Origin of the sequence: Rhizobium leguminosarum, from assembly GCF_004123835.1 — a bacterium.
GTDB classification, from domain to species: domain Bacteria; phylum Pseudomonadota; class Alphaproteobacteria; order Rhizobiales; family Rhizobiaceae; genus Rhizobium; species Rhizobium leguminosarum_M.
The window spans coordinates 813,566-832,578 of sequence record NZ_MZMU01000012.1 but is presented as its reverse complement, the minus strand read 5'-3'; the positions used below and the strand labels follow the sequence as shown (position 1 = coordinate 832,578).

General features: G+C 61.8%; 21 protein-coding genes. 8 read left to right on the top strand and 13 right to left on the bottom strand.

Annotated elements, in window-relative coordinates; all coding sequences use genetic code 11:
* Positions 1-21 precede the first annotated feature (21 nt).
* From B5P46_RS20915 to B5P46_RS20890, 5 genes are all read right to left on the bottom strand, one after another.
* Entirely contained in the window at positions 22-849 is an 828-nt protein-coding gene (locus tag B5P46_RS20915; protein ID WP_129420381.1) for an ATP-binding cassette domain-containing protein, read from the bottom strand.
* A 10-nt stretch (positions 850-859) separates the two neighbouring features.
* A complete protein-coding gene (gene ssuC, locus B5P46_RS20910; protein ID WP_129420380.1) occupies positions 860-1,696 on the bottom strand; it encodes an aliphatic sulfonate ABC transporter permease SsuC in 837 nt (278 codons plus the stop codon).
* A gap of 86 nt (positions 1,697-1,782) precedes the next feature.
* Positions 1,783-2,970, bottom strand: a complete 1,188-nt coding sequence (gene ssuD, locus B5P46_RS20905) for an FMNH2-dependent alkanesulfonate monooxygenase (protein WP_129420379.1) — start codon at positions 2,968-2,970, stop codon at positions 1,783-1,785.
* A gap of 386 nt (positions 2,971-3,356) precedes the next feature.
* Entirely contained in the window at positions 3,357-4,322 is a 966-nt protein-coding gene (locus tag B5P46_RS20895) for an aliphatic sulfonate ABC transporter substrate-binding protein (protein ID WP_129420378.1), read from the bottom strand.
* 198 nt (positions 4,323-4,520) lie between these two features.
* Complete coding sequence (locus tag B5P46_RS20890) at positions 4,521-4,889, bottom strand: hypothetical protein (RefSeq protein ID WP_129420377.1); 369 nt, start codon at positions 4,887-4,889, stop codon at positions 4,521-4,523.
* A gap of 163 nt (positions 4,890-5,052) precedes the next feature.
* Between B5P46_RS20890 and B5P46_RS20885 the strand changes: the two genes are divergently transcribed.
* Positions 5,053-5,922 (top strand): NAD(P)-dependent oxidoreductase, encoded by an 870-nt coding sequence (locus tag B5P46_RS20885; RefSeq protein WP_129420376.1) that lies wholly within the window; start codon positions 5,053-5,055, stop codon positions 5,920-5,922.
* Positions 5,919-6,602: a DNA alkylation repair protein gene (locus B5P46_RS20880; protein WP_129420375.1), complete on the top strand. Its 684-nt coding sequence runs from the start codon at positions 5,919-5,921 to the stop codon at positions 6,600-6,602. Before B5P46_RS20885 ends, B5P46_RS20880 begins: the two co-directional genes overlap by 4 nt.
* A 27-nt stretch (positions 6,603-6,629) precedes the next feature.
* Here B5P46_RS20880 and B5P46_RS20875 read toward each other — a convergent pair whose 3' ends face one another.
* The 5 genes from B5P46_RS20875 to B5P46_RS20855 all read right to left on the bottom strand — a co-directional run bounded on the left by B5P46_RS20875 (position 6,630) and on the right by B5P46_RS20855 (position 11,416).
* Positions 6,630-7,478, bottom strand: coding sequence for a LysR substrate-binding domain-containing protein (locus B5P46_RS20875; RefSeq protein ID WP_129420374.1), 849 nt, complete (start codon positions 7,476-7,478; stop codon positions 6,630-6,632).
* 432 nt (positions 7,479-7,910) lie between these two features.
* The gene (locus B5P46_RS20870) at positions 7,911-8,945 is read right to left on the bottom strand and encodes a porin (protein ID WP_129420373.1); all 1,035 of its coding nucleotides are present in this window, start codon (positions 8,943-8,945) and stop codon (positions 7,911-7,913) included.
* Between the two features lie 718 nt (positions 8,946-9,663).
* On the bottom strand, positions 9,664-10,152 hold the full coding sequence (locus B5P46_RS20865) for an Lrp/AsnC family transcriptional regulator (RefSeq protein ID WP_003540387.1): 489 nt from the start codon (positions 10,150-10,152) through the stop codon (positions 9,664-9,666).
* A 69-nt stretch (positions 10,153-10,221) separates the two neighbouring features.
* Positions 10,222-10,854, bottom strand: a complete 633-nt coding sequence (locus tag B5P46_RS20860) for a uracil-DNA glycosylase family protein (protein ID WP_129420372.1) — start codon at positions 10,852-10,854, stop codon at positions 10,222-10,224.
* 4 nt (positions 10,855-10,858) lie between these two features.
* Positions 10,859-11,416 carry a thermonuclease family protein gene (locus tag B5P46_RS20855; protein WP_129420371.1) on the bottom strand — a complete coding sequence of 186 codons (558 nt, stop codon included), beginning with the start codon at positions 11,414-11,416 and terminating at the stop codon, positions 10,859-10,861.
* A gap of 106 nt (positions 11,417-11,522) precedes the next feature.
* Here B5P46_RS20855 and B5P46_RS20850 point away from each other — a divergent pair, with 106 nt between their 5' ends.
* Complete coding sequence (locus B5P46_RS20850) at positions 11,523-13,058, top strand: sensor histidine kinase (protein ID WP_129420370.1); 1,536 nt, start codon at positions 11,523-11,525, stop codon at positions 13,056-13,058.
* A 104-nt stretch (positions 13,059-13,162) separates the two neighbouring features.
* Here B5P46_RS20850 and B5P46_RS20845 read toward each other — a convergent pair whose 3' ends face one another.
* On the bottom strand, positions 13,163-13,552 hold the full coding sequence (locus tag B5P46_RS20845; RefSeq protein WP_129420369.1) for a diacylglycerol kinase: 390 nt from the start codon (positions 13,550-13,552) through the stop codon (positions 13,163-13,165).
* Between the two features lie 137 nt (positions 13,553-13,689).
* On the bottom strand, positions 13,690-14,706 hold the full coding sequence (gene cobT, locus B5P46_RS20840) for a nicotinate-nucleotide--dimethylbenzimidazole phosphoribosyltransferase (protein WP_129420368.1): 1,017 nt from the start codon (positions 14,704-14,706) through the stop codon (positions 13,690-13,692).
* Between the two features lie 169 nt (positions 14,707-14,875).
* On the opposite strand from cobT, the gene B5P46_RS20835 reads away from it, so the two are divergent.
* The 5 genes from B5P46_RS20835 (at position 14,876) to B5P46_RS20815 (ending at position 18,270) form a co-directional block, all read left to right on the top strand.
* Complete coding sequence (locus B5P46_RS20835; RefSeq protein ID WP_129420367.1) at positions 14,876-15,658, top strand: adenosylcobinamide-GDP ribazoletransferase; 783 nt, start codon at positions 14,876-14,878, stop codon at positions 15,656-15,658.
* Between the two features lie 18 nt (positions 15,659-15,676).
* Positions 15,677-15,895, top strand: a complete 219-nt coding sequence (locus B5P46_RS20830; RefSeq protein ID WP_129420366.1) for a DUF1289 domain-containing protein — start codon at positions 15,677-15,679, stop codon at positions 15,893-15,895.
* A complete protein-coding gene (locus B5P46_RS20825) occupies positions 15,892-16,593 on the top strand; it encodes a TIGR02281 family clan AA aspartic protease (protein WP_129420365.1) in 702 nt (233 codons plus the stop codon). Before B5P46_RS20830 ends, B5P46_RS20825 begins: the two co-directional genes overlap by 4 nt.
* Before the next feature lie 188 nt (positions 16,594-16,781).
* The gene (locus B5P46_RS20820; RefSeq protein ID WP_129420364.1) at positions 16,782-17,219 is read left to right on the top strand and encodes an EamA family transporter; all 438 of its coding nucleotides are present in this window, start codon (positions 16,782-16,784) and stop codon (positions 17,217-17,219) included.
* Positions 17,220-17,346: 127 nt separating this feature from the next.
* Positions 17,347-18,270: a LysR family transcriptional regulator gene (locus tag B5P46_RS20815; RefSeq protein WP_129420363.1), complete on the top strand. Its 924-nt coding sequence runs from the start codon at positions 17,347-17,349 to the stop codon at positions 18,268-18,270.
* On the opposite strand, the gene B5P46_RS20810 is transcribed toward B5P46_RS20815, so the two are convergent.
* A complete protein-coding gene (locus B5P46_RS20810) occupies positions 18,233-18,970 on the bottom strand; it encodes an SDR family oxidoreductase (protein WP_129420362.1) in 738 nt (245 codons plus the stop codon). The two genes, B5P46_RS20815 and B5P46_RS20810, sit on opposite strands and share 38 nt — an antisense overlap.
* Positions 18,971-19,013: the final 43 nt, after the last annotated feature.

Below are 19,013 nucleotides of genomic sequence, written 5' to 3'. Positions count from 1 at the left end.
GCGTCGCGAACAAGCCGGTGCTCAATGGCCGCCGTCGGTGCCGAGAATCGCGGCAAGCAGCCGGCCTTCCAGCTCGGCGAGGCCAGGATGGCCGTGCCGGCGCGGATGCGGATAGGGAATGGGAAGATCGAGTGCGATCCGCCCCTCGTCGAGCACAATGACCCGGTCGGCGAGATGCACCGCCTCGCTGACATCATGGGTGACGAGTACGGCGGTGAAGCCGAGTTCACGCCAGACACGGTTGATGAGTTCCTGCATGCTGATCCGCGTCAGCGCATCGAGCGCGCCGAGCGGTTCGTCGAGTGCCAGCACGCCGGGCCGGCTGACCAGCGCCCGCGCAAGCGCCACGCGCTGCCGCTGCCCGCCGGAAAGCCGCGCCGGCCATTCTCTGGTCTTTTCGCTAAGTTGGACTTCGGCAAGCACAGCATCGGCCGCCTTTGCCGCCGCCCGACTGTCGATGCCGTCGCCGAGCCCGACCACCACATTGTCGGCGACACTAAGCCAGGGCAGTAGCCGCGGCTCCTGAAAGACGATGCGCGCGTTCGGGCTCGCCTGCGCCCCGTCGGCATCCTCGAAATGCGGCTCGCCGGCACTCGGCTCGTCGAGGCCCATCAGGATGCGCAGCAGTGTGCTCTTGCCGCAGCCGCTCTTGCCGATCACGGCGACGAACTGGCCGGCCGGAATATGCAGGTTGATGCCGCGCAGCACGCGGTTGGCCCCAAAACTCTTTTCAAGCCCCGTCAGGCTGATCGCCGCGGGCGCACTACGGCCCACTGCCGGCGCGTGTTCGCGCGCATAAGCTGGCTCTTCGGCGACGGCGTGAAAACGCTCATGTGCGATCGATGTCATGGCGTCTCTCCTACTTCTGATAGACCGGGTTCCAGGCGAGCAGCCGCCTCTCCAGAACCCGGGCGATGACATCGGCAAGCTTGCCGAGCACGGCATAAATGACGAGGGCGAGCACGACCACATCAGTCATCATGAATTCGCGGGCATTGTTGGCCATATGGCCGATGCCTGACGATGCAGCGATCGATTCCGATACGATCAGCGTCAGCCACATGATGCCGAGCGCATATCTGAGGCCGACGAAGATCGACGGCAGCGCACCTGGAAAGATCACCTTGCGGAAAAGCGTCCAGTTGCCCATGCCATAGATCTTGCCCATCTCGATCAGATCGCGATCGACATTGCGCACCCCGTGATAGGTGTTGAGATAAACCGGGAAGAGCACCCCGAGCGAGGTGAGAAACAGCTTCGATTCCTCGCCGATCCCGAACCACAGGATGACAAGCGGGATCATCGCCAGATGCGGAATGGTGCGCAGCATCTGCAGCGTCGTATCGGTCAGTTGCTCGGAGATGCGCGATACGCCATTGGCGATGCCGAGCAGGAAGCCGATCGAGCCGCCGACGAGAAGGCCGGCAAAGGCGCGGCCGGCGCTCACCAGCACGTCATTCGGCAACTGGCCGGAAACCGTCGTCGACCAGAAGGCGAGGCCGACATCGGCCGGCGACGGCATGATGCGCGACGAGATCCAGCCGACAGAGGAGGCAAGCTGCCAGAACGCCACTATCGCCACCGGCACTAAGTAAGGCGTCAGCTTCTCCAGACCGGGCAACGGCAGGCGCAGACCCGCCTGCCCGGCCTTTTCGGAAGCGACAGACCGTACGAACGGAGTATCGAAAGTCGACATGCATTGTCCTCGCGCTTATCGAAAGCAGGATGTCGCAAGCCGTAAGCGGCTTGCGACGGTGTCACGCTCGGCGTCTTCGTTCGAGTTCAGGAGCCGGAGACGACTTTCAGGTTGCCGCCATGGCTGCCGCCAGCGAAGACCTGCTTGCGGCCGAACTCGTTGTTGAAGCCCAGGCGCTGCTGCTCGCGGGTGATGCCGAGTTCCGGGAAAAGCAGCTCGGCGACGCGATAGGCCTCTTCCAGATGCGGATAGCCGGAGCCGATCACCGTATCGATGCCGATCTCCTGATACTCGCGAAGGCGCGCGGCCACCGTCTTCGGTGACCCCACAAGCGCCGTGCCCGCACCGGCGCGCACCAGGCCGACGCCGGCCCAGAGGTTCGGCGAGACTTCGAGCTTGTCGCGCCGGCCGCCGTGAAGGGCGGCCATGCGCTTCTGGCCGACCGAGTCGGACTCGTGGACGAAGCGCTCCTGCGCCTCGCGGATCGTATCGTCGTCGAGATGGCGGATCAGCCGCTCGGCGGCCTCCCATGCCTCCTCGTCGGTTTCGCGCACGATGAAGTGCAGGCGGATGCCGAAGCTCACCTCGCGGCCGCGCTCGCCGGCGGCCTTGCGCACCTTGGCGATCTTCTCGGCAACCTGTGCCGGCGGCTCGCCCCAGGTCAGGTACTTGTCGACGCGTCCGACGGAAAAATCGATACCGGCATCCGACGACCCGCCGAAATAGAGCGGTGGGTGCGGGTTCTGCACCGAAGGGAAGCCGAGGCGCGCATTGGTCGCCTTGATGTATTTGCCGTCGAAGCTTGCCGTTCCCTTTTCCAGCAGTTCCTCGAACACGGTGAAAAACTCTTCGGCATGGGCGTAGCGCTCGTCATGCTCGAGATGGATGCCATCGCCGGCAAGCTCCGCCGGGCTACCGCCGACGACGATGTTGAGCAGCAGGCGGCCGTTGGAGATGCGGTCAAGCGTCGTCGCAAGACGCGCGTAATAGGCAGGCGATGCCGTGCCGGGACGGATCGCCACCAGGAACTGCAGCTTCTCGGTCTTGGCGGCAAGGGCTGCCGCCGTCACGAAGGATTCTTCGCAAGCAACCCCGGTCGGCAACAGCACGCCGGAATAGCCGAGCCGATCGACGGCCTGGGCGATCTGCGTGAGATAACCGATCTCGGGCGCGCGGTTGAGATCGGCGGAGCCGAGATAGGTGCCGTCGCCCGATGTCGGGATGAACCAGAGGAAATTGATGGGCTCGGATGTGCCTGGGGAGATGGTGGTCATTGGAAGGCGGTCCTTTAGCTGTGGAATTCGAAAATCAACTCGCGTGGTCGAGATGGCTCTCTGCAAGCGGCGACACGCAGCCCGTCTGCCTTGCGCAGCGCCGCCGCCGCACAGATGCTTGGGAGGATCGTAGTGGCGGCGGAAGCGGCAAGAAGGCCGGCTGTCTGTCTATGCGCGAGCATCTGAAATATCCCTGTCGACCGGATTGGCAGTAGGCAGATGCCTTTCGGTGTCCCTCGATCGCGAGGATAGTGACATAGACTACCAATTAGATCGACAATATCAATTTGCTATTCTAATCCGTTTTGGGGAATATTTTTCCGGTTCGGCGGCAGGGAGGCTCTCTCCATGCCGCCTCGCGGAAATCTTGGGCCCTGGCCGGAAAATCAGCTTGCCTTGGGACGCCAGACGATATCGCCGGTCACGAGCTTCTTCGGCAGGATGCCGAGCCCGTGGAACTCGTCGGCGAGCGCCTGCTGATAGGCGGCGGCGGCATCGGTGATGGTCAAGACGCTGCCGAGGTCGGCGCCCTTGCGCGTCAAGGTCACGCGCGTCACGTCAACCGGCACCCCGGTGATCTCGGAAAGTTCCTTCACCGTCTCGTCCAGATTGCTTTGGGCCGACGTGCCGACCTTGGCAAGCTCATCGATCACATCGACGACCACCTGCCCATTGGCATCGGTGAAATCGCGATTGGCGAGGAAGAAACTGTAGGAGTCGACGATGCCTTCGGCGGTCGTCAGGATACGTGTCTCCGGATCGGCTTCGGCAATCGCCAGATAAGGATCCCAGATCGACCACGCGTCGATGCTGCCATTCTTGAACGCGGCAGCGGCATCCGGCGGAGAAAGATCGAGCTGCTCGACATCTTCGGGCTTCAGGCCTGCCTTGCGCAGAACCTTGACGGTTACATTATGCGCGCTGGAGCCGCGCTTGAAAGCGACCTTCTTACCCTTGAGGTCTTCAAGCGACTTGATGGGCGAATCCTTGCGCACGAGGATGGCCGAGGCTGACGGGCTGCCCTTGTAGAGACCGACATAATAGAGCTGCCCGCCGGCCGCCTGGGCAAAGAGCGGCGGCACATCGCCGGTCGCGCCGAAATCGAGAGCACCGGCGCCCAGCGCTTCGAGAAGCGGCGGGCCGGAAGTGAATTCCGACCAGCTGACGGTAATGCCGCGATCGGCAAGCCGCTTCTCAAGCGCGCCGCGCCGCTTGGCGAGCGCCAGCACACCGTTCTTTTGCCAACCGATACGGAATTCGCTGGCGGCAGCGCGTGCCGGCCTGACAGCCGGCAGGATTGCCGTGGCCGCGGCTGCTGCGAAAAGCCCGAGCGTTTGTCGACGTGAAATCATGACTTTCCCCTTTTTTGATGGTGTCGGGCCTGTTTTCGGCTGGTCGACCCCGTCAGTGATGAATGCCATGATGATTAAATCTATAATTTATATCGACACTTTTATTTGCAAGATTCCGCCTTTGCTGAAATTTTTCGGCCCGAAAATCGCCCTCAAGCGAAATTTTTTCGCGCGCGGCTTATGCTCATCTAACCCGGCTCACTCCCGACCTTCGGCGGCCAGCCGCTCCCGGATGAAGGTGGGGCCGCCGGCAAGACGCTTCGCAAGCAGGCTTGCGGGATCGACCATGCGCCAATAGGGCGTGACCGTCGAAACCGGCTCGCCCTTCTCCAGCGCGCCGTAGGACTGCTCAGCGATCGCACGCAAATGCCGCTGCACGGTCACCGGGCAACAGGCGTCCGCCCCATATTGAGCGGCAAGACGGCGGCGGAGGAGGCCGACGTCGGTGAGGGCGCCTTCCGGCGCCGACCGAATCTGCTCTGCGACCATCTCTTGCGATGGAATGAGCATCGCCTGCATTCCGCTGCGGCCTTTGCGCCGCGGCTTGATCGTCGGAATTTCCCTCATGTCACCTCCCGGAAACACTTTGCCTTCTCCCGATCTAGGGCTCGGCCGAATGGCGGCCAGCCTCATATGCGTCAATCGGAACGAAGTCCGGCTTCACGGGCTTTTCTGCTCCCGCCGTTTCGGTTAATCCTCGGGCCTGCACTTGAGGAAAAGGATAGGACATATGGCAAAAGTCGCGTTCATCGGTCTCGGCGTCATGGGTTTCCCCATGGCGGGCCATCTGAAGACGAAGGGCGGCCACGATGTTACCGTCTACAACCGTACCGCCGAAAAAGCCGCCGCATGGGCCGAGAAATTCTCCGGAAAATCTGCCCCCACCCCGGCCGAGGCCGCGGCCGGCGCCGATTTCGTCTTCGTCTGCGTCGGCAATGACGAAGATCTCCGCTCGGTGACATCGGGTGAGAACGGCGCCCTGCACGGCATGAAGCCGGGTTCGGTGCTGATCGACAACACCACCGCCAGCGCCGAGGTCGCCCGCGAACTTTATGCCGCGGCCAAGGAAAAAGGTGTCGATTTCATTGACGCTCCCGTCTCCGGCGGCCAGGCCGGCGCCGAAAACGGTGCCCTGACCGTCATGTGCGGCGGCGACGAGGCCGTCTTCGAACGCGCCAGGCCTGTCATCGACGCCTATGCCCGCATGGTTGGCCTGATGGGACCGGCAGGCTCGGGCCAGCTGACCAAGATGGTCAACCAGATCTGCATCGCCGGCCTCGTCCAGGGACTTGCCGAAGCGCTGCATTTCGGCAAGCGCGCTGGCCTCGATATTGAAAAGGTTGTCGACGTGATTTCCAAGGGTGCGGCCGGCTCCTGGCAGATGGAAAACCGCCACAAAACCATGAACGCAGGCAAATATGATTTCGGCTTCGCGGTCGACTGGATGCGCAAGGATCTCGGCATCGTGCTCACCGAAGCCCGCCGCAACGGCGCCAAGCTGCCGGTCACCGCCGTCGTCGACCAGTTCTACGGTGACGTGCAGGCAATGGGCGGCAATCGCTGGGACACATCCTCGCTGCTCGCCCGCCTCGAGAAATGATCGCCCCCTCCTCCGATGCGGCCGAATTGATCGCGCATCTCGAAACGCTGCGTTCGAAGGAGAATGTTGCCGGCATGGCGCGCTTCGGCATCGTCACCGATCGCGCCCTCGGTATCTCCAATCCCGATATCAAGGCGGTCGCCAGACTGGCGAAGAAGGATCATGTCAGGGCAATGCAGCTCTGGCGAAGCGATATCCGCGAAGCCCGCCTGCTTGCCCTCTACACAGCCGAGCCGAAGCGGTTGACAATGGAAGAAGCCCGAAATTGGGCAAATGATTTCAACTCCTGGGAGATCGTAGATTGCGCCGCCGATCTCTTCGTTGAAGCCCGGCTGGACGAGCTCATCTGGGACTTCGCCGCCGACGACCGTGAATTTATCAGGCGCACCGCCTTCGCCATGATAGCCGGTGCCGCCGTCCATCGGAAAAAGGAGTCCGACGCGACTCTCCTCACCTGGATGCCGCTGATCGAGGCCCATGCCGGCGACCCGCGAAACTTCGTGCGCAAGGCAGTCAACTGGGCGCTGCGCAGCATCGGCAAGCGCAATCTCGCCTGCCATGCGCCGGCACTGGCACTCGCAAAGATCCTCGCGGAAAGCCCCGATAAAACCGCCCGCTGGATCGGCAAGGATGCCGCCAGGGAACTGGCCGGCGAAAAGCTGTTGGCACGGTTGAGATAAGACGGGATGCCTGCTCGAGTAACTAAATCAATGCTGCCTGGACTTTTCGACCAGGAAATCGATCAGGACCCGCACCGCCGGCGGCATGCCCTTGGCCGTCGTGAAGACGATGTAGAACTGGCTCTCCTCCGACTGCCAGTCCGGCAGCACCCGCACCAGCTTGCCGGCCTGGAGATCGGCCTCGCAGGCACTTTCGAGCAGAAGCCCGAAGCCGAGGCCGGCACGGGCTGCGTCGAGGATGGCGGTCATACTGCGGCAGGTGAGCCGCGGCTGATGCCGAATCACCTGCTTGGCGTCATTTGGACCGACCAGTTCCCAGGTGTGGTACGACACCCATGACGTCATTGCCAGCGTCGGCAGGTCGGCGAGTTCGTCCACGCAATTCAAGTTGCCGCTACGCTTGCGCATCGTCAGGCTCGTCTGCGTCTCCGGCTCGTTGGTCGCCCTCACCTCGAGGTCGATCCGTTCGTTGATGAGATCGGCGCGCCGGTCGGAGCCGATGATCTGCAGCTTGATCTTCGGATAACGCTCCAGGAATTCGGGCAGGATCTCCCCGACCGAGATGTCGACGAGACCGAGCGGGCAGCCCATCCGCACCACACCTTGCGGGTCGGACTGAGCCTCGCTGACGATCGATTTGGCACGATCGGCCTCCTGCAGAATGGTCTGGCATCTTTCGTAGAAAGCCTGGCCGATTTCAGTCACCCGGAAGTGGCGGGTCGAGCGCTCTATGAGCCTCGCGCCAAGCCCTTCCTCAAGCCGGCTGACCCGCCTGCTGAGTTTCGAACGCGGTATTTTGAGATCGCGACTTGCAGAAGCGAAACCGCCGCTGGAGACGACAGCGGCGAAATAATAGTAGTCGTTGAGATCGTCCATAAGAACAAGCTATCCGAGAGTAGGAATGAATGCCGGCCCCCAGCAAGGGTTGTATCCTCTCTCCTAAAAAGCTGTGATCACATTGTCGGCATTGGATTTTCTTTTCGCAACTTGTTGCGGCAAAGTCAGCCGACACCGAATAGGACAACGGACAACCAGCCGCCCGCACGACAATTCTATCGGTCGATCCAGCACGTTGAAAAAATTGAAAACGGGGTGCCTCAAGAAACAAGGCTGGCAGGAAGCCGACATGCGATCGGCTCACCAAAAGCCATCGTGATCGACGGCCTTGAAGACGGTACACCAGAAACACTGCAAGGACGGCCCGGCAGGGAAGACCGGACCCGTCCCCGTAGCTGATCGGAGGTCACTCGGATCAGAAACTGATTGAAGTGCCCCCGATCCGAAGACCGGGAGCATCCACCAAGTGGATTAGAACGAACGCTGCAGGCGGAAGAAGCCCGAAGTGGAGTCGTCACCATCATCCGGATCGAGATACGATACGGTAGCCTTGGCGTAGAAGTTGTCGACGATCTGGTAATCAACCGTCAGACCGACCTTCCAGGCATCGCCGAGACCGTCGAAGTCATCCGGAACGACAGTGCCACCGCCGAAGTAGTTGCCGTAGTACTGGACGGCCGGGGTGATCTTGAGCTTGTCGGTTGCCTTGATAGCGTATTCAGCAGCAACAGCCCATTCAGCTGCGGAGTAGTAGGAGTTCGGGCCAGTGGAGTACACGCCGGCGAGGCCGAGCGTACCGGGACCGATGTCAACCGTACCCATTGCACGGATAGCGCCGTCTTCGTTGTCGACGTCATAGCCACCGGTGATCTGGTAGCTGAACGCACCGGCAGTGCCGCCAACGCCGAAGGCAACGCCAACGTTGTTGGCTTCTTCACCGAGCTTGTAAACGCCGTCTTCCAGTTCATCGACGCTGAGGCCAGCGTAGAAGGTGCCGCTTTCATACTGATAGCGGAGGGAGTTGTGCAGCGTTACGACCGAACCGATGTCGTCGGTTTCACCGGAGAGACCATCGTCCCACCAGCTGTAGAACAGACCGGCGCGGAAGCCCGCGACGTCGAGGTAAGCGGAGTCGAGAATGGCATCCTGATCGGTGGCGTTGTCAGCATTGAACTGCATGACGATGACGCCGGTCAGCGGACCATACTCGGTATCGCTCTTGGCCGTGAACTGAACCTGACCGCGGGTCACTGCATCCCAATCAGAGTCGTTGACATCAGCACCACCTGGGTTCTCGCCAACGTTGACCTGGAAACGGATGTAGCCTTCGATCTTGAGGCAGGTTTCGGTGCCCGGGATGTAGAAGTAGCCGGTGCCGTAAGCGTCGCAGACGCGAACATATTCAACCGGTTCCGGCTCGGCAGCAACGATAGCGTCAGCTGCAAGAACCGGCGTCGATGCTGCAAATGCTGCTGCTGATGCAAGCAAAACCATTCTGATGTTCATTTACCAATCCATTCCTTTGTCGATCGGAGCTGGCTTCAGATCGGGGAGTCGATTTGAAGCCGGCCCAGTTTGAACAGCCATCTCGGCGTGCGGATCGATCGAACCGCCAAACCGTCATCACATACGAGGCCCTATCAAGCAATTCACGATACTCGCCGGATGGGTCCCCTTGAGACACTTTCACCGGCAACGTGATTTTTATACAACAATTTCAAATGCTTAGATGAAAGACACACCGAAAGGCTCCGCGACGGAAATCCTCCATCGCAAGCCGCAAACGCTATACCCCCATTGTTAAATTCTCCACCGTCCAACCCCCGTCGAACATACTGGTGAAGCGCATAAATTCTACCGCCGGCTAACAAGCACAAACAAGGTGACGGTCTAGAACATGGTGTTCTGAATTCGATACCAATGAGACAATATTATGACATGTCGCCATTGGTTACATCGACCGTATCCCCCGGAATCCTTATCAAGCTATTCACTTTTCCAGGAATTTGGGCCGATTTGAGCGTTTTTTCGCTATTTTTGAGGCTTTTTTTGCAATCGCCGCCGGATATGCCAAAACCCGGTCTTTGCCGAACCGGCATTCCCGCGCGCGGCCAGGGTGTCACATCTCGCCTCCAACGGACATATCGCCGGTCAGACTGACGCCTGGTCCCAGTCCTCGTTGGATTTTGCAAGATTGCGTGCGGTCATCGCCGCACGCTGGACCTCAATCCTCGTTGGATTTGGCATTGTCGAGAATCATGTAGTCGAGCGGCAGTTGCGTCGAATACTTGATCTGCTCCATCGCAAAGGCGGAGGAAACGTCGCGAATCTCGATCTTGGCGATCATCCGCTTATAAAAAGCGTCATAGGCGGCAATATCGGGCACGACGACTCGCAGGAGATAATCGACATCGCCGCTCATCCGGTAGAATTCAACCACTTCGGGGAATTCGGCGACCACCTCGGAAAAGCGGCGCAACCACTCAATCGAATGGGTGGCAGTGCGAATCGACACGAAGACGGTGACCTTGGTGTTGACCTTCTCCGGATCGAGGATGGCGACTCGGCGCTTGATGACGCCGTCTTCTTCCATTTTCTGGATTCGCCGCCAGCACGGCGTCGTCGAAAGCCCCACTTTCTTGGCGAGATCGGCAACGGCAAGCGTCGAATCTTCTTGCAGAAGACGCAGTATTTTTCGGTCGAGGCGATCCATGCGCACAACAGTCCTTTCGAATTATTTTCTTTATATAACTCGATTCCGCGCAACGAAAAGAATTTTGTTTCAGGAAAGCAGCATTTTCGTCCGATTCTGCAAGACCGGGAGCAATTCTTGCTCGAACCAGGGATTGCGCTTCAGCCAGCCGCTGTTGCGCCAGCTCGGGTGCGGCAGCGGCAGCACCGCCGGCGATCGGTCGGACAGAAGACTGTCGCGCCACGCCCGCACCGTCTCGGTCATATTGTCCCGCCTTTCGCCGGCCATATGCCAGGCCTGCGCATATTGGCCGATGACCAGCACCAGTTCGATCTGCGGCATGGCCGAAATCACTCTTTGCCGCCAGAACGGCGCGCATTCGCGCCGCGGCGGCAGATCCGCACCTTTGTCGTCGTAGCCAGGAAAGCAGAAGCCCATCGGCACGATGGCGAATCGGTCTCGGTCGTAGAAGCTTGCCCTGTCAACGCCGAGCCATGATCGCAGCCGGTCTCCCGATGCATCGTCGAACGGCAGACCGCTCTCATGCACCCGAAGCCCGGGCGCCTGCCCGGCAATCAGGATGCGCGCGCTCGATGAGATCACCGCTACCGGCCGCGGCTCGTGCGGCAGCCGGTATTCGAGGCCTTTCGCCGGTGCGTCTCGACAGATGCGACAGGAGACGATCTCCTGCCGCAGCGTCTCCAGCATGGCTTCGTCGCTCATTGTTTTATTCCCATCCGACGATCTGCCCGATGAAGCGCAGGGCGCCGTCGAAAACGGAAGTCTGGCGCGCATGATCGCGCACATCGCGCGGCCGCTCGAAAGTCCCGGCCCAGAGACCCGCCGTCTGAGCCTTCGCCTCGGCCTCCTCCTTGTCATAATCGCCATAGGAGATGGCCATTCCCCGACGCACCATGGCGGCATTGATGTCGCCGGTCGCCCCGCTCCGGCAGACGACGAGCAGCCTGTCGTAGCGGTCGCGCCGGCTGCCCTGGCAAAGCGTTCCCGATACCAGCACCATCTCCTGCAGCGCCGCACGCGCCGCCCGCCCGCAGGCCCAGGCTTTCCCCGCCCGCTCGCAGCTCTGGTTGAGCTCCGGCGCATCGATGCCTTCGAGGCGCAAACGCTCGTCTCCCAATGCCAGACTGTCGCCGTCGGCAGCATGGAAGGCGCCTGCATGCTCGATTTTTGCTGCATCGTTGAACTTGGCGGCGATCAGCGCCACGAGTGCCAGCAGGGCAAAAGCTGTCACGCCGTCGCGAATCAAGCGCAGGCCCCGTGTCACGCTTTTGCCTCCTTAAAAAACAAATCCTTGGCAAAGATGGCAAACATCTTCTTAAGAATTGCCGGTTAAGCTCTTATCCACCCTGGGATGAAGTTTCAACGTGCACATGAGTACCGGCGTAAGCACATCGACCGACAAGATCATCGTCGACAGGTCGCGCAGCCACCGCAACAAGGCCGTTTCCAAGGCCGTGCGGCAAACGCGCGAACGTCTTCAGTCCGGTCATGCGTCCAATTCCTCCTTCGATCGTGACGTGCTCAACATGTATGTGGCGTCGGTGCTGCAGGGCGCGACGATCATGCCGCTCTTCGTCGTGATCATCACCGCGCTTGGCGTCTATTTCACCCAGAACACGCAATTGCTCTTCTGGGCGCTGCTGACACTCACCTGTCACGCCGGCAATATCCTGCTTGCAAGGCGCGCGCGCCGGCAGGAGATCACCTCCGAGAGCGCCCGCAAATGGCGCCGCCTGCTGCTTCTCGGCCAGTTCCTGCTTGGCTGCTGCTGGGCCGTCTTCGCCCTGCAGGGCTGCGACACCTGCGAGCCGTCGAGCTTCATTCTTTATAAGGGCGCGACGCTGCTGATCGCGCTCTCCGTCACGGCGATGTCGAACTTCATGCTGACGCCCGCCGTGCTCGCCGCCTTCTCGCCGGCGGTCCTGGCGCTCGCCGCCAAGAGCGGCCTGTCGCGCGATCTCCTCGAAATCAGCTTGACGGGGGCCTTCACCACCACCCTCGTCTTCTTCAATTACATCAGCGACCGGCTCTTCAAGTCGAACCTCAGGATCCTCTCCTACCAGTCGGAGAAGGACGACCTGATCGCCGAGCTGGAGGTGGCGAAATCGATGTCGGACGAGGCCCGCCGCCGCGCCGAAGAGGCAAACCTCGCCAAGTCGCGCTTCCTTGCCTCCATGTCGCACGAGCTCAGGACCCCGCTCAACGCCATCCTCGGCTTTTCCGAGGTGATGACGGCCGAAGTCATGGGGCCGCTCGCCAATCCGACCTACAAGGAATATGCCGGCGATATCCACCGCTCCGGCCAGCATCTGCTCGATCTCATCAACGAGATCCTCGACCTCTCCCGCATCGAGGCCGGCAAATACGAGCTGAGCGAGGAGGCGATCTCGCTTCTCGATATCACCGAAGATTGCATCGGCATGGTCCAGCTGCGCGCCCGCGCCAAGAACATTGCCATTTCGGACCAGTTCGAGCGGCAGTTGCCGGCCATCTGGGCCGACGAGAAGTCGATGCGCCAGGTGGTGCTCAACCTTCTCTCCAATGCCGTCAAGTTCACGCCACAGGGCGGCGAGATCCACGTCAAGGTCGGCTGGACGGCCGGCGGCGGACAGTACATCTCAATCAAGGACAACGGCCCCGGCATTCCGGAAGAAGAGATTCCCGTTGTCCTGTCGGCTTTCGGCCAGGGCTCGATCGCCATCAAGAGCGCCGAACAGGGCACCGGCCTCGGCCTGCCGATCGTTCAGGCGATCCTTGCCAAGCATGACGGACAGTTCCTGCTGAAATCGAAGCTGCGCGAGGGCACCGAAGTCATCGCCATCCTGCCCGCCAAGCGCGTGCTTCAGAGCCTGCCGGCCGTCGAGGAGGCTCAGGCTGTTGCGCGCAAGCGCAAGAGTTTTGCCTGATTCAGCGAAAGCATGATGCCGAAAAGTGTGAGCGGTTTTCGGGCGACATCATGCTCCAATTTTTGACTTGGATCCGGATGACTTCAGGCCGATCCAGCGTGAAATCATCCGGATCCAAAGAACAGGTGCTTGGCTAGGACGAAGCCGAGATAGAGGCAGCAGGCGGCGATCATGCACGTCACCGCGAAGGAGCCGAGATCCTTGGCATGTTTACCGACGATCGAAATCTCCGGCGAAATCCGATCGATCACCTCTTCGACGGCAGTATTCATCGCCTCCATCGAAAAGAGCCCGAGAAACAGAAGCACCGCGACGACAATCTCGCCGGCACTTGCACCGACGAGCGCTAGTGCCGCTATCGAAACGACGAAGAAACCGAGCTCCTGACGGAAGGCCGCTTCTTTCAGCACCCGCAGGAAGCCTGCCCAGGAATAGCTGGCCGCGGCGATGAAATGCCGAATTCCGGTCTCTTTCGTCACCGCAGGCTTCGTCAAGATGCTCTCCCCTCTTGCCGTTGCATCACAGACCGGGAAGAGCTTTGCCGTCCCCTTCGATGAGCGAATACGCAAATACCGAATCCATTTGAGCGGCGCAAGCGAACGCGTGCAGATCGGCGGCGCCGACCGCAGCCTCAATGCTTGTTGGTCACACCTGCCTGGGCGAAGGTCGCCATGCCGGAGTGACAGGCGGCGGCCGCCTTGACGATGCCGGCGGCCAGCGCCGCCCCGGTGCCTTCGCCGAGCCGCATGCCAAGCGCCAGAAGCGGCGTCTTGCCGAGCATCTCGATTGCGCGCAAATGTCCGGGCTCGCCGGAGACATGGCCGATCAGGCAATGATCGAGTGCCGACGGATTGGCGGCTTTCAGGATCGCCGCCGCTGCGGTCGCGACATAACCGTCGATCAGAACCGGGATGCGCTCCATGCGGGCAGCAAGGATGGCGCCGGCCATCGCCGCGATCTCGCGGCCGCCGAGCCGGCGCATGATCTCGAGCGGATCGTCGAGATGGTCACCATGCAACGCCACCGCCTTTTCCACCGCCGCGATCTTGCGCTCCAGCATCTCGCCTTCCGAACCGGTGCCCGGCCCCACCCAGTCACGCGCCGAGCCGCCATAAAGCGCATAATTGATCGCCGCCGCAATCGTCGTATTGCCGATGCCCATCTCGCCGATGCAAAGCAGGTCGGTGCCGCCGGCGATCGCCTCCATGCCGAAGGCCATGGTCGCGGCGCAATCGCGCTCGGAAAGCGCTGCCTCCTCGGTGATATCGCCGGTGGGATAATCGAGCGCCAGATCGAAGACTTTCAATCCGAGATCATAGGCGACGCAGATCTGGTTGATCGCAGCACCGCCGGCTGCAAAATTCTCGACCATCTGTTGCGTCACCGCAGGCGGAAAGGGCGTGATGCCTTGCCTGGTGACGCCGTGATTGCCGGCAAAGATCGCCACCAGCGGCCGGTTGACGGCAGGTGCGCGGCCCGTCCAGGCAGCAAGCCAGAAGGCGATTTCCTCGAGCCGTCCGAGCGCACCCGGCGGCTTGGTCAGCTGCGCGTCACGTTCGCGCGCCGTCACCAGCGCGCGGGCATCCGGCCCCGGCAGGTCACGGAGCAGGGTACGGAAATCGTCGAACGGCAGGCCTGAAACGCTCATCTGTGCGGTTTTCCTATAAATCCGGGTATTCTTGTTTTTTTCCCGCAAATCAGCTTCTTTGCGGGTGGCAACTCTCTTAAAGCGGGCGGACGAGGCGAACAACTCCAAAAGCGCCGCCGCGACCATAAGCCGAGACCACAAGCCAAGACCTCTGGCAGAACGAAGCAGAATGAAGATCAAGGACCATGCGGTCGACACCGCCCGCGCCGTCGCCTTCCTGAGCCGCATTCCAATGCCGCAATCGCTGTTCAAAGGCTATGACGGCAGGCTCGGCCGGCTGGTGCGCGCCTTTCCCTTTGCCGGCATCGTCATCGGTCTCGTCCCCGCACTCGCCCTCCTCCTCCTTTTGGGGCTGCGGGCGGACCCGCTGATGGCAGCCCTGATCGCGCTTTCCATCCAGGTCCTCGTCACCGGCGCGCTACACGAGGACGGTCTGGCCGATACGGCCGACGGCATCGGCGGCGGCAAGAGCCGCGAACAGAGCCTCCTCATCATGAAAGACAGCCGGATCGGTACCTATGGCGCGATAGCGCTGATCCTCTCCTTCGCGATCCGCGCAGCCGCGCTTGCTGTGATCGCCCGCCATACCGCGCCACTCACTGCAGCCCTCGCCATCCCCGCCGTCGCGGCTCTCAGCCGCGGCGCCATCGCCTGGCACTGGCAGCGGTTGGCACCGGCAAAGGCCGATGGCGTGGCCGCCTCGACCGGCCAGCCGGACGAGGCAGCGATGCAGTTTGCGCTCGCCTCAGCCGGCCTTGTCGCAGCGCTTCTGATCTGGCCTGCATTCGGCCTGCGGCCGCTGGTCGCAAGCCTGCTCGCCACCGGCATCGCAGGGCTCGCCTTCACTGCTTTCATCCGCCACAAGCTTGCCGGCCACACCGGCGATACGCTCGGCGCGACGCAGCAAATTTGCGAGATCGCCACTCTTTGCGCCCTTGCCACGGCTCTTTGAAACTCCGATATATCCTTCATGCAAACGCCCTGCATTCACCTCTGCTCCCTGGAGCCTACCACCGGATTTTGCGCCGGCTGCGGCCGGACTCTTCAGGAAATCGGCAGCTGGACGAGCTATTCCGACACTGAGCGAAGGCGGATCATGGCGCTGCTGCCGGCAAGGCTTGCCGGCGCCGCCAGGCTGTCGAACCCTATGAAAACAAGCCTCGCTGGTGGGCCGGAGCGGCCTTTATGATCCGTTTGACCGTCTTCCTCGTCGTGATCGGCATCGGCCTTGCCGTACTGATCGTAAACAATGACAGCAGCCGCATCCTTGGCCTGCAGAGCGATGCCTTCGGCCGCGTCGTCTACCTGCTGCCGATCGCGCTGATGCTGTCGGCCGGCATCTGGGCGAGCCGGCGCAGCGTCGGTGAAACGATGCGCCAGATGATGATCTGGCTGGTCATCATCCTGGCGCTCGTGACCGTCTATCTCTATCGCCAGGAAGCGCTCGGCGTCGGCAACAGGCTGCTCGCCGGCCTGGTTCCCGGCCGCGCCGTCGTCGTCACCACAAGCGAGGGCGGCCAGGAGGTCATCCTGCACAAGCTGCTGAACGGCCATTTCGAAGCCGATGTCGCGGTCAATGGCCAGACAATCGAGATGCTCGTCGATACCGGCGCCAGCATGGTGGCGCTGTCGCGCGAAGATGCCGAACGGATCGGCATCGACCTCTCCCGCCTCACCTATTCCATGACTGTCATGACGGCCAACGGCCGCGGCCGCGCAGCACCTGTCACGCTCGACCAGGTGGCGATCGGCCCGATCGTCCGAAACAATGTCGCAGCCAGCGTCTCCGAGGATGGCCGGCTCGACCAGAGCCTGCTCGGCATGAGTTTCCTGGAAACGCTGGGTTCGCTGCAGATGCAGACCGACGAACTGCGCATGCGCGATTAAGCCTCGCAGCGCTCATGATCCGCTGCCGCTGCGGGCGCCTTTACGGCAGCGGTCGGATCTGTCACCTTCAAGCGCAACAACAAGACCACAAAGAGCAAAAAGAAACTCCTAGTCTGGTGGCACCGCATGTTTGACCGGCCCTCGCCTCAGGCGAGGCCTTCACCCGTGGGTGCGACAGGAGTTTCGCAATGAATTCACTCTGGCCGATCGTCATCGGCGGCATTCTGCCCGCCCTGTTCTGGGGCATCACCGCCATCTTCCAGAAACAGAGCGCCACATCAGCCACCGGCTCCGCCGTCTATCTGATCGCCTTCGGCGCTGCCTGCGCGCTTGCCGGCATGATTGCCGCCCTGATCTGGCGCCCTGCCCCCTGGACCGCCGAAGGTCTCGGTTTTGCTGCCACCGCCGGTGCCTGCTTTGCTGTCGGCACCGGCCTCATCAGCTTTGCGCTTTTCACTTATGGTGTCCCGGTCTCGAAACTCGCCCCGATCTGGAGCTGCAACGTGCTGGTGACGCTGGCAATCGGCGCCGTCTTTCTCGGCGAAGCCTCCGAACTCGACATAATAAAGCTCGTCGCGGGCACCCTCCTCATCATCTCGGGCGCCGTCCTCGTCAGCAACGCCTGATGGGAACTGGCGCAATACGCAGCAACACAAGAAGAGCAGTTCGCCGCCCCGTGCTCCTGCGTTGCAGCCCGTTCCGCTTTGTTGATATCCTGCGTCACGGCGCCTCCGCGCCATACCGGAGCTCGATATGAACCCACGACAATTGAAGACATTCCTCGCAGTGATCCGGCACGAAAACCTCACGCGCGCCGCTGCCGAGGTCAATCTCGCTCAGTCGAGCCTCAGCGACCAGATACAGGCGCTAGAAGAGGAGCTGGGCGCAGAACTCTTCCTCCGCTCGCGCCAGGGCGTCGTCGCGACACCCGCAGGCGCGGTCCTCAAGGCCTATGCCGAAGAGATACTGGCGCTGAACGAGGAGGCGAAGGCAGCCATCAGTGCTGCAGCCGGCAATGCCGAACAGTCCGTCACCTTGGGTACGCTCGAAACCATCGCCGCCGAGCGGCTGGCGCCCTGGCTATCACTCTTTCGCAAGAAGAATCCAGACGTCGGCCTCAAGATCAAGATCGGTAACAGCGGCGAATTGCTGGCGCAATTGCAGCACGGCTCGATCGATGTCGCCTTCACCTTCGATCGCGGACAGCAAGATGAACGCTTCATGACGCGCCGAATCTGCAGCGAACCGCTGGTGCTGATTGCCGGCGGCGATTCGCAAGCCCGGCCACCCGCAAGCCTCGCGGCACTGAGCACCGTGCCCTTCGTCGCCACCGAAACCGGCTGCGTTTATCGGCACCTGTTCGACACTGCTTTTGCCGAAGCGCAGATCGCAGCACCTTCGATCGTCACGGAAGCCGACAGCATCGCGACGATCGTCCGGCTCGTTGCATCCGGCGCCGGCTTTGGCCTCGTCCCGCGCCTTGCGGTCGGCCCGGCCGCAACGCGGGGCAACATCGTCGAACTGCCGTGGCCGGGCAAACCACCCGCAGCCTCGCTGGTGATGATGTGGCGGCGCAGGCGCGTGCAGCCGCCGGTGCTTACCCACCTGCTGCAATCGGCAAGCGAAGAATTCTCGCCGTTCAGACCAGCCGATGTCCACCTTCGACATGCAGGATAGTGCCTGTCGTGAATCCGTTGCCGATCAAGAAGCGGATCGCATCGGCGATATCATCGGGCTGTCCAACGCGTCCAGCCGGCAGGCGCTGCGCCATCGCATCAAGTGTCGCCTGCTTGGCATCGCCGGCGACGAAGCTCCAGATCGGCGTGTCCACCCATCCGGGCGACACTGCGTTGATCCGGATCGGCGCCAGTTCGACAGCAAGCGCCCTGACCAGGCCCTCGAGCGCCGCATTGACGGCTGCGACCACCGATCCACGCGCCGCCGGCCGGTAGGCCGCGACACCTGACGTATAGGTAATCGATCCTGAGGGCGGCAGATGGGCGGCCCCGTATTTCGCCAGCAGCAGCGGCCCGTAGAATTTGCTTTCGACCACCCTTTGCGCCGCCGTAAGCTCGATCGTAGGCAGCATCTGATAGGCGCCTTCGATATCGGCCGCCGTGCTGACGATGTGATCGACCGGCCCGCTATTGCGGAACAGCGCCGCGACCTCTTCCTCGCGCGATATATCGACGGCAACCGTCGCCAATCCAGGATGCTCGCCGAGATCGCGGCGGGCCGCCGTAAGCTTATCTTGGCTGCGTCCTGCGATCGTCACCGCCGCCCCTTCCCCGAGCAAACGCCTCGCCAGCGCCAGCCCCATTCCGGAACTGCCGCCAGCAATCACAATCTTCGCGCCTTCGATCCTGATATCTGTCATCTGCCATCTCCTTCTCGGCTGATGCAGCAGATGCCTCGGATCA

Coding starts and splice junctions, on each gene's coding strand:
- B5P46_RS20870 (WP_129420373.1), bottom strand. CDS start 8,945: ATGAACATCAGAATGGTTTTGCTTGCATCAGCAGCAGCATTTGCAGCA.
- B5P46_RS20890 (WP_129420377.1), bottom strand. CDS start 4,889: ATGAGGGAAATTCCGACGATCAAGCCGCGGCGCAAAGGCCGCAGCGGA.
- ssuC (WP_129420380.1), bottom strand. CDS start 1,696: ATGTCGACTTTCGATACTCCGTTCGTACGGTCTGTCGCTTCCGAAAAG.
- B5P46_RS20820 (WP_129420364.1), top strand. CDS start 16,782: ATGAATTCACTCTGGCCGATCGTCATCGGCGGCATTCTGCCCGCCCTG.
- B5P46_RS20880 (WP_129420375.1), top strand. CDS start 5,919: ATGATCGCCCCCTCCTCCGATGCGGCCGAATTGATCGCGCATCTCGAA.
- B5P46_RS20810 (WP_129420362.1), bottom strand. CDS start 18,970: ATGACAGATATCAGGATCGAAGGCGCGAAGATTGTGATTGCTGGCGGC.
- cobT (WP_129420368.1), bottom strand. CDS start 14,706: ATGAGCGTTTCAGGCCTGCCGTTCGACGATTTCCGTACCCTGCTCCGT.
- B5P46_RS20825 (WP_129420365.1), top strand. CDS start 15,892: ATGATCCGTTTGACCGTCTTCCTCGTCGTGATCGGCATCGGCCTTGCC.
- B5P46_RS20915 (WP_129420381.1), bottom strand. CDS start 849: ATGACATCGATCGCACATGAGCGTTTTCACGCCGTCGCCGAAGAGCCA.
- B5P46_RS20830 (WP_129420366.1), top strand. CDS start 15,677: ATGCAAACGCCCTGCATTCACCTCTGCTCCCTGGAGCCTACCACCGGA.
- B5P46_RS20865 (WP_003540387.1), bottom strand. CDS start 10,152: ATGGATCGCCTCGACCGAAAAATACTGCGTCTTCTGCAAGAAGATTCG.
- B5P46_RS20850 (WP_129420370.1), top strand. CDS start 11,523: ATGAGTACCGGCGTAAGCACATCGACCGACAAGATCATCGTCGACAGG.
- B5P46_RS20860 (WP_129420372.1), bottom strand. CDS start 10,854: ATGAGCGACGAAGCCATGCTGGAGACGCTGCGGCAGGAGATCGTCTCC.
- B5P46_RS20885 (WP_129420376.1), top strand. CDS start 5,053: ATGGCAAAAGTCGCGTTCATCGGTCTCGGCGTCATGGGTTTCCCCATG.
- B5P46_RS20875 (WP_129420374.1), bottom strand. CDS start 7,478: ATGGACGATCTCAACGACTACTATTATTTCGCCGCTGTCGTCTCCAGC.
- ssuD (WP_129420379.1), bottom strand. CDS start 2,970: ATGACCACCATCTCCCCAGGCACATCCGAGCCCATCAATTTCCTCTGG.
- B5P46_RS20835 (WP_129420367.1), top strand. CDS start 14,876: ATGAAGATCAAGGACCATGCGGTCGACACCGCCCGCGCCGTCGCCTTC.
- B5P46_RS20895 (WP_129420378.1), bottom strand. CDS start 4,322: ATGATTTCACGTCGACAAACGCTCGGGCTTTTCGCAGCAGCCGCGGCC.
- B5P46_RS20815 (WP_129420363.1), top strand. CDS start 17,347: ATGAACCCACGACAATTGAAGACATTCCTCGCAGTGATCCGGCACGAA.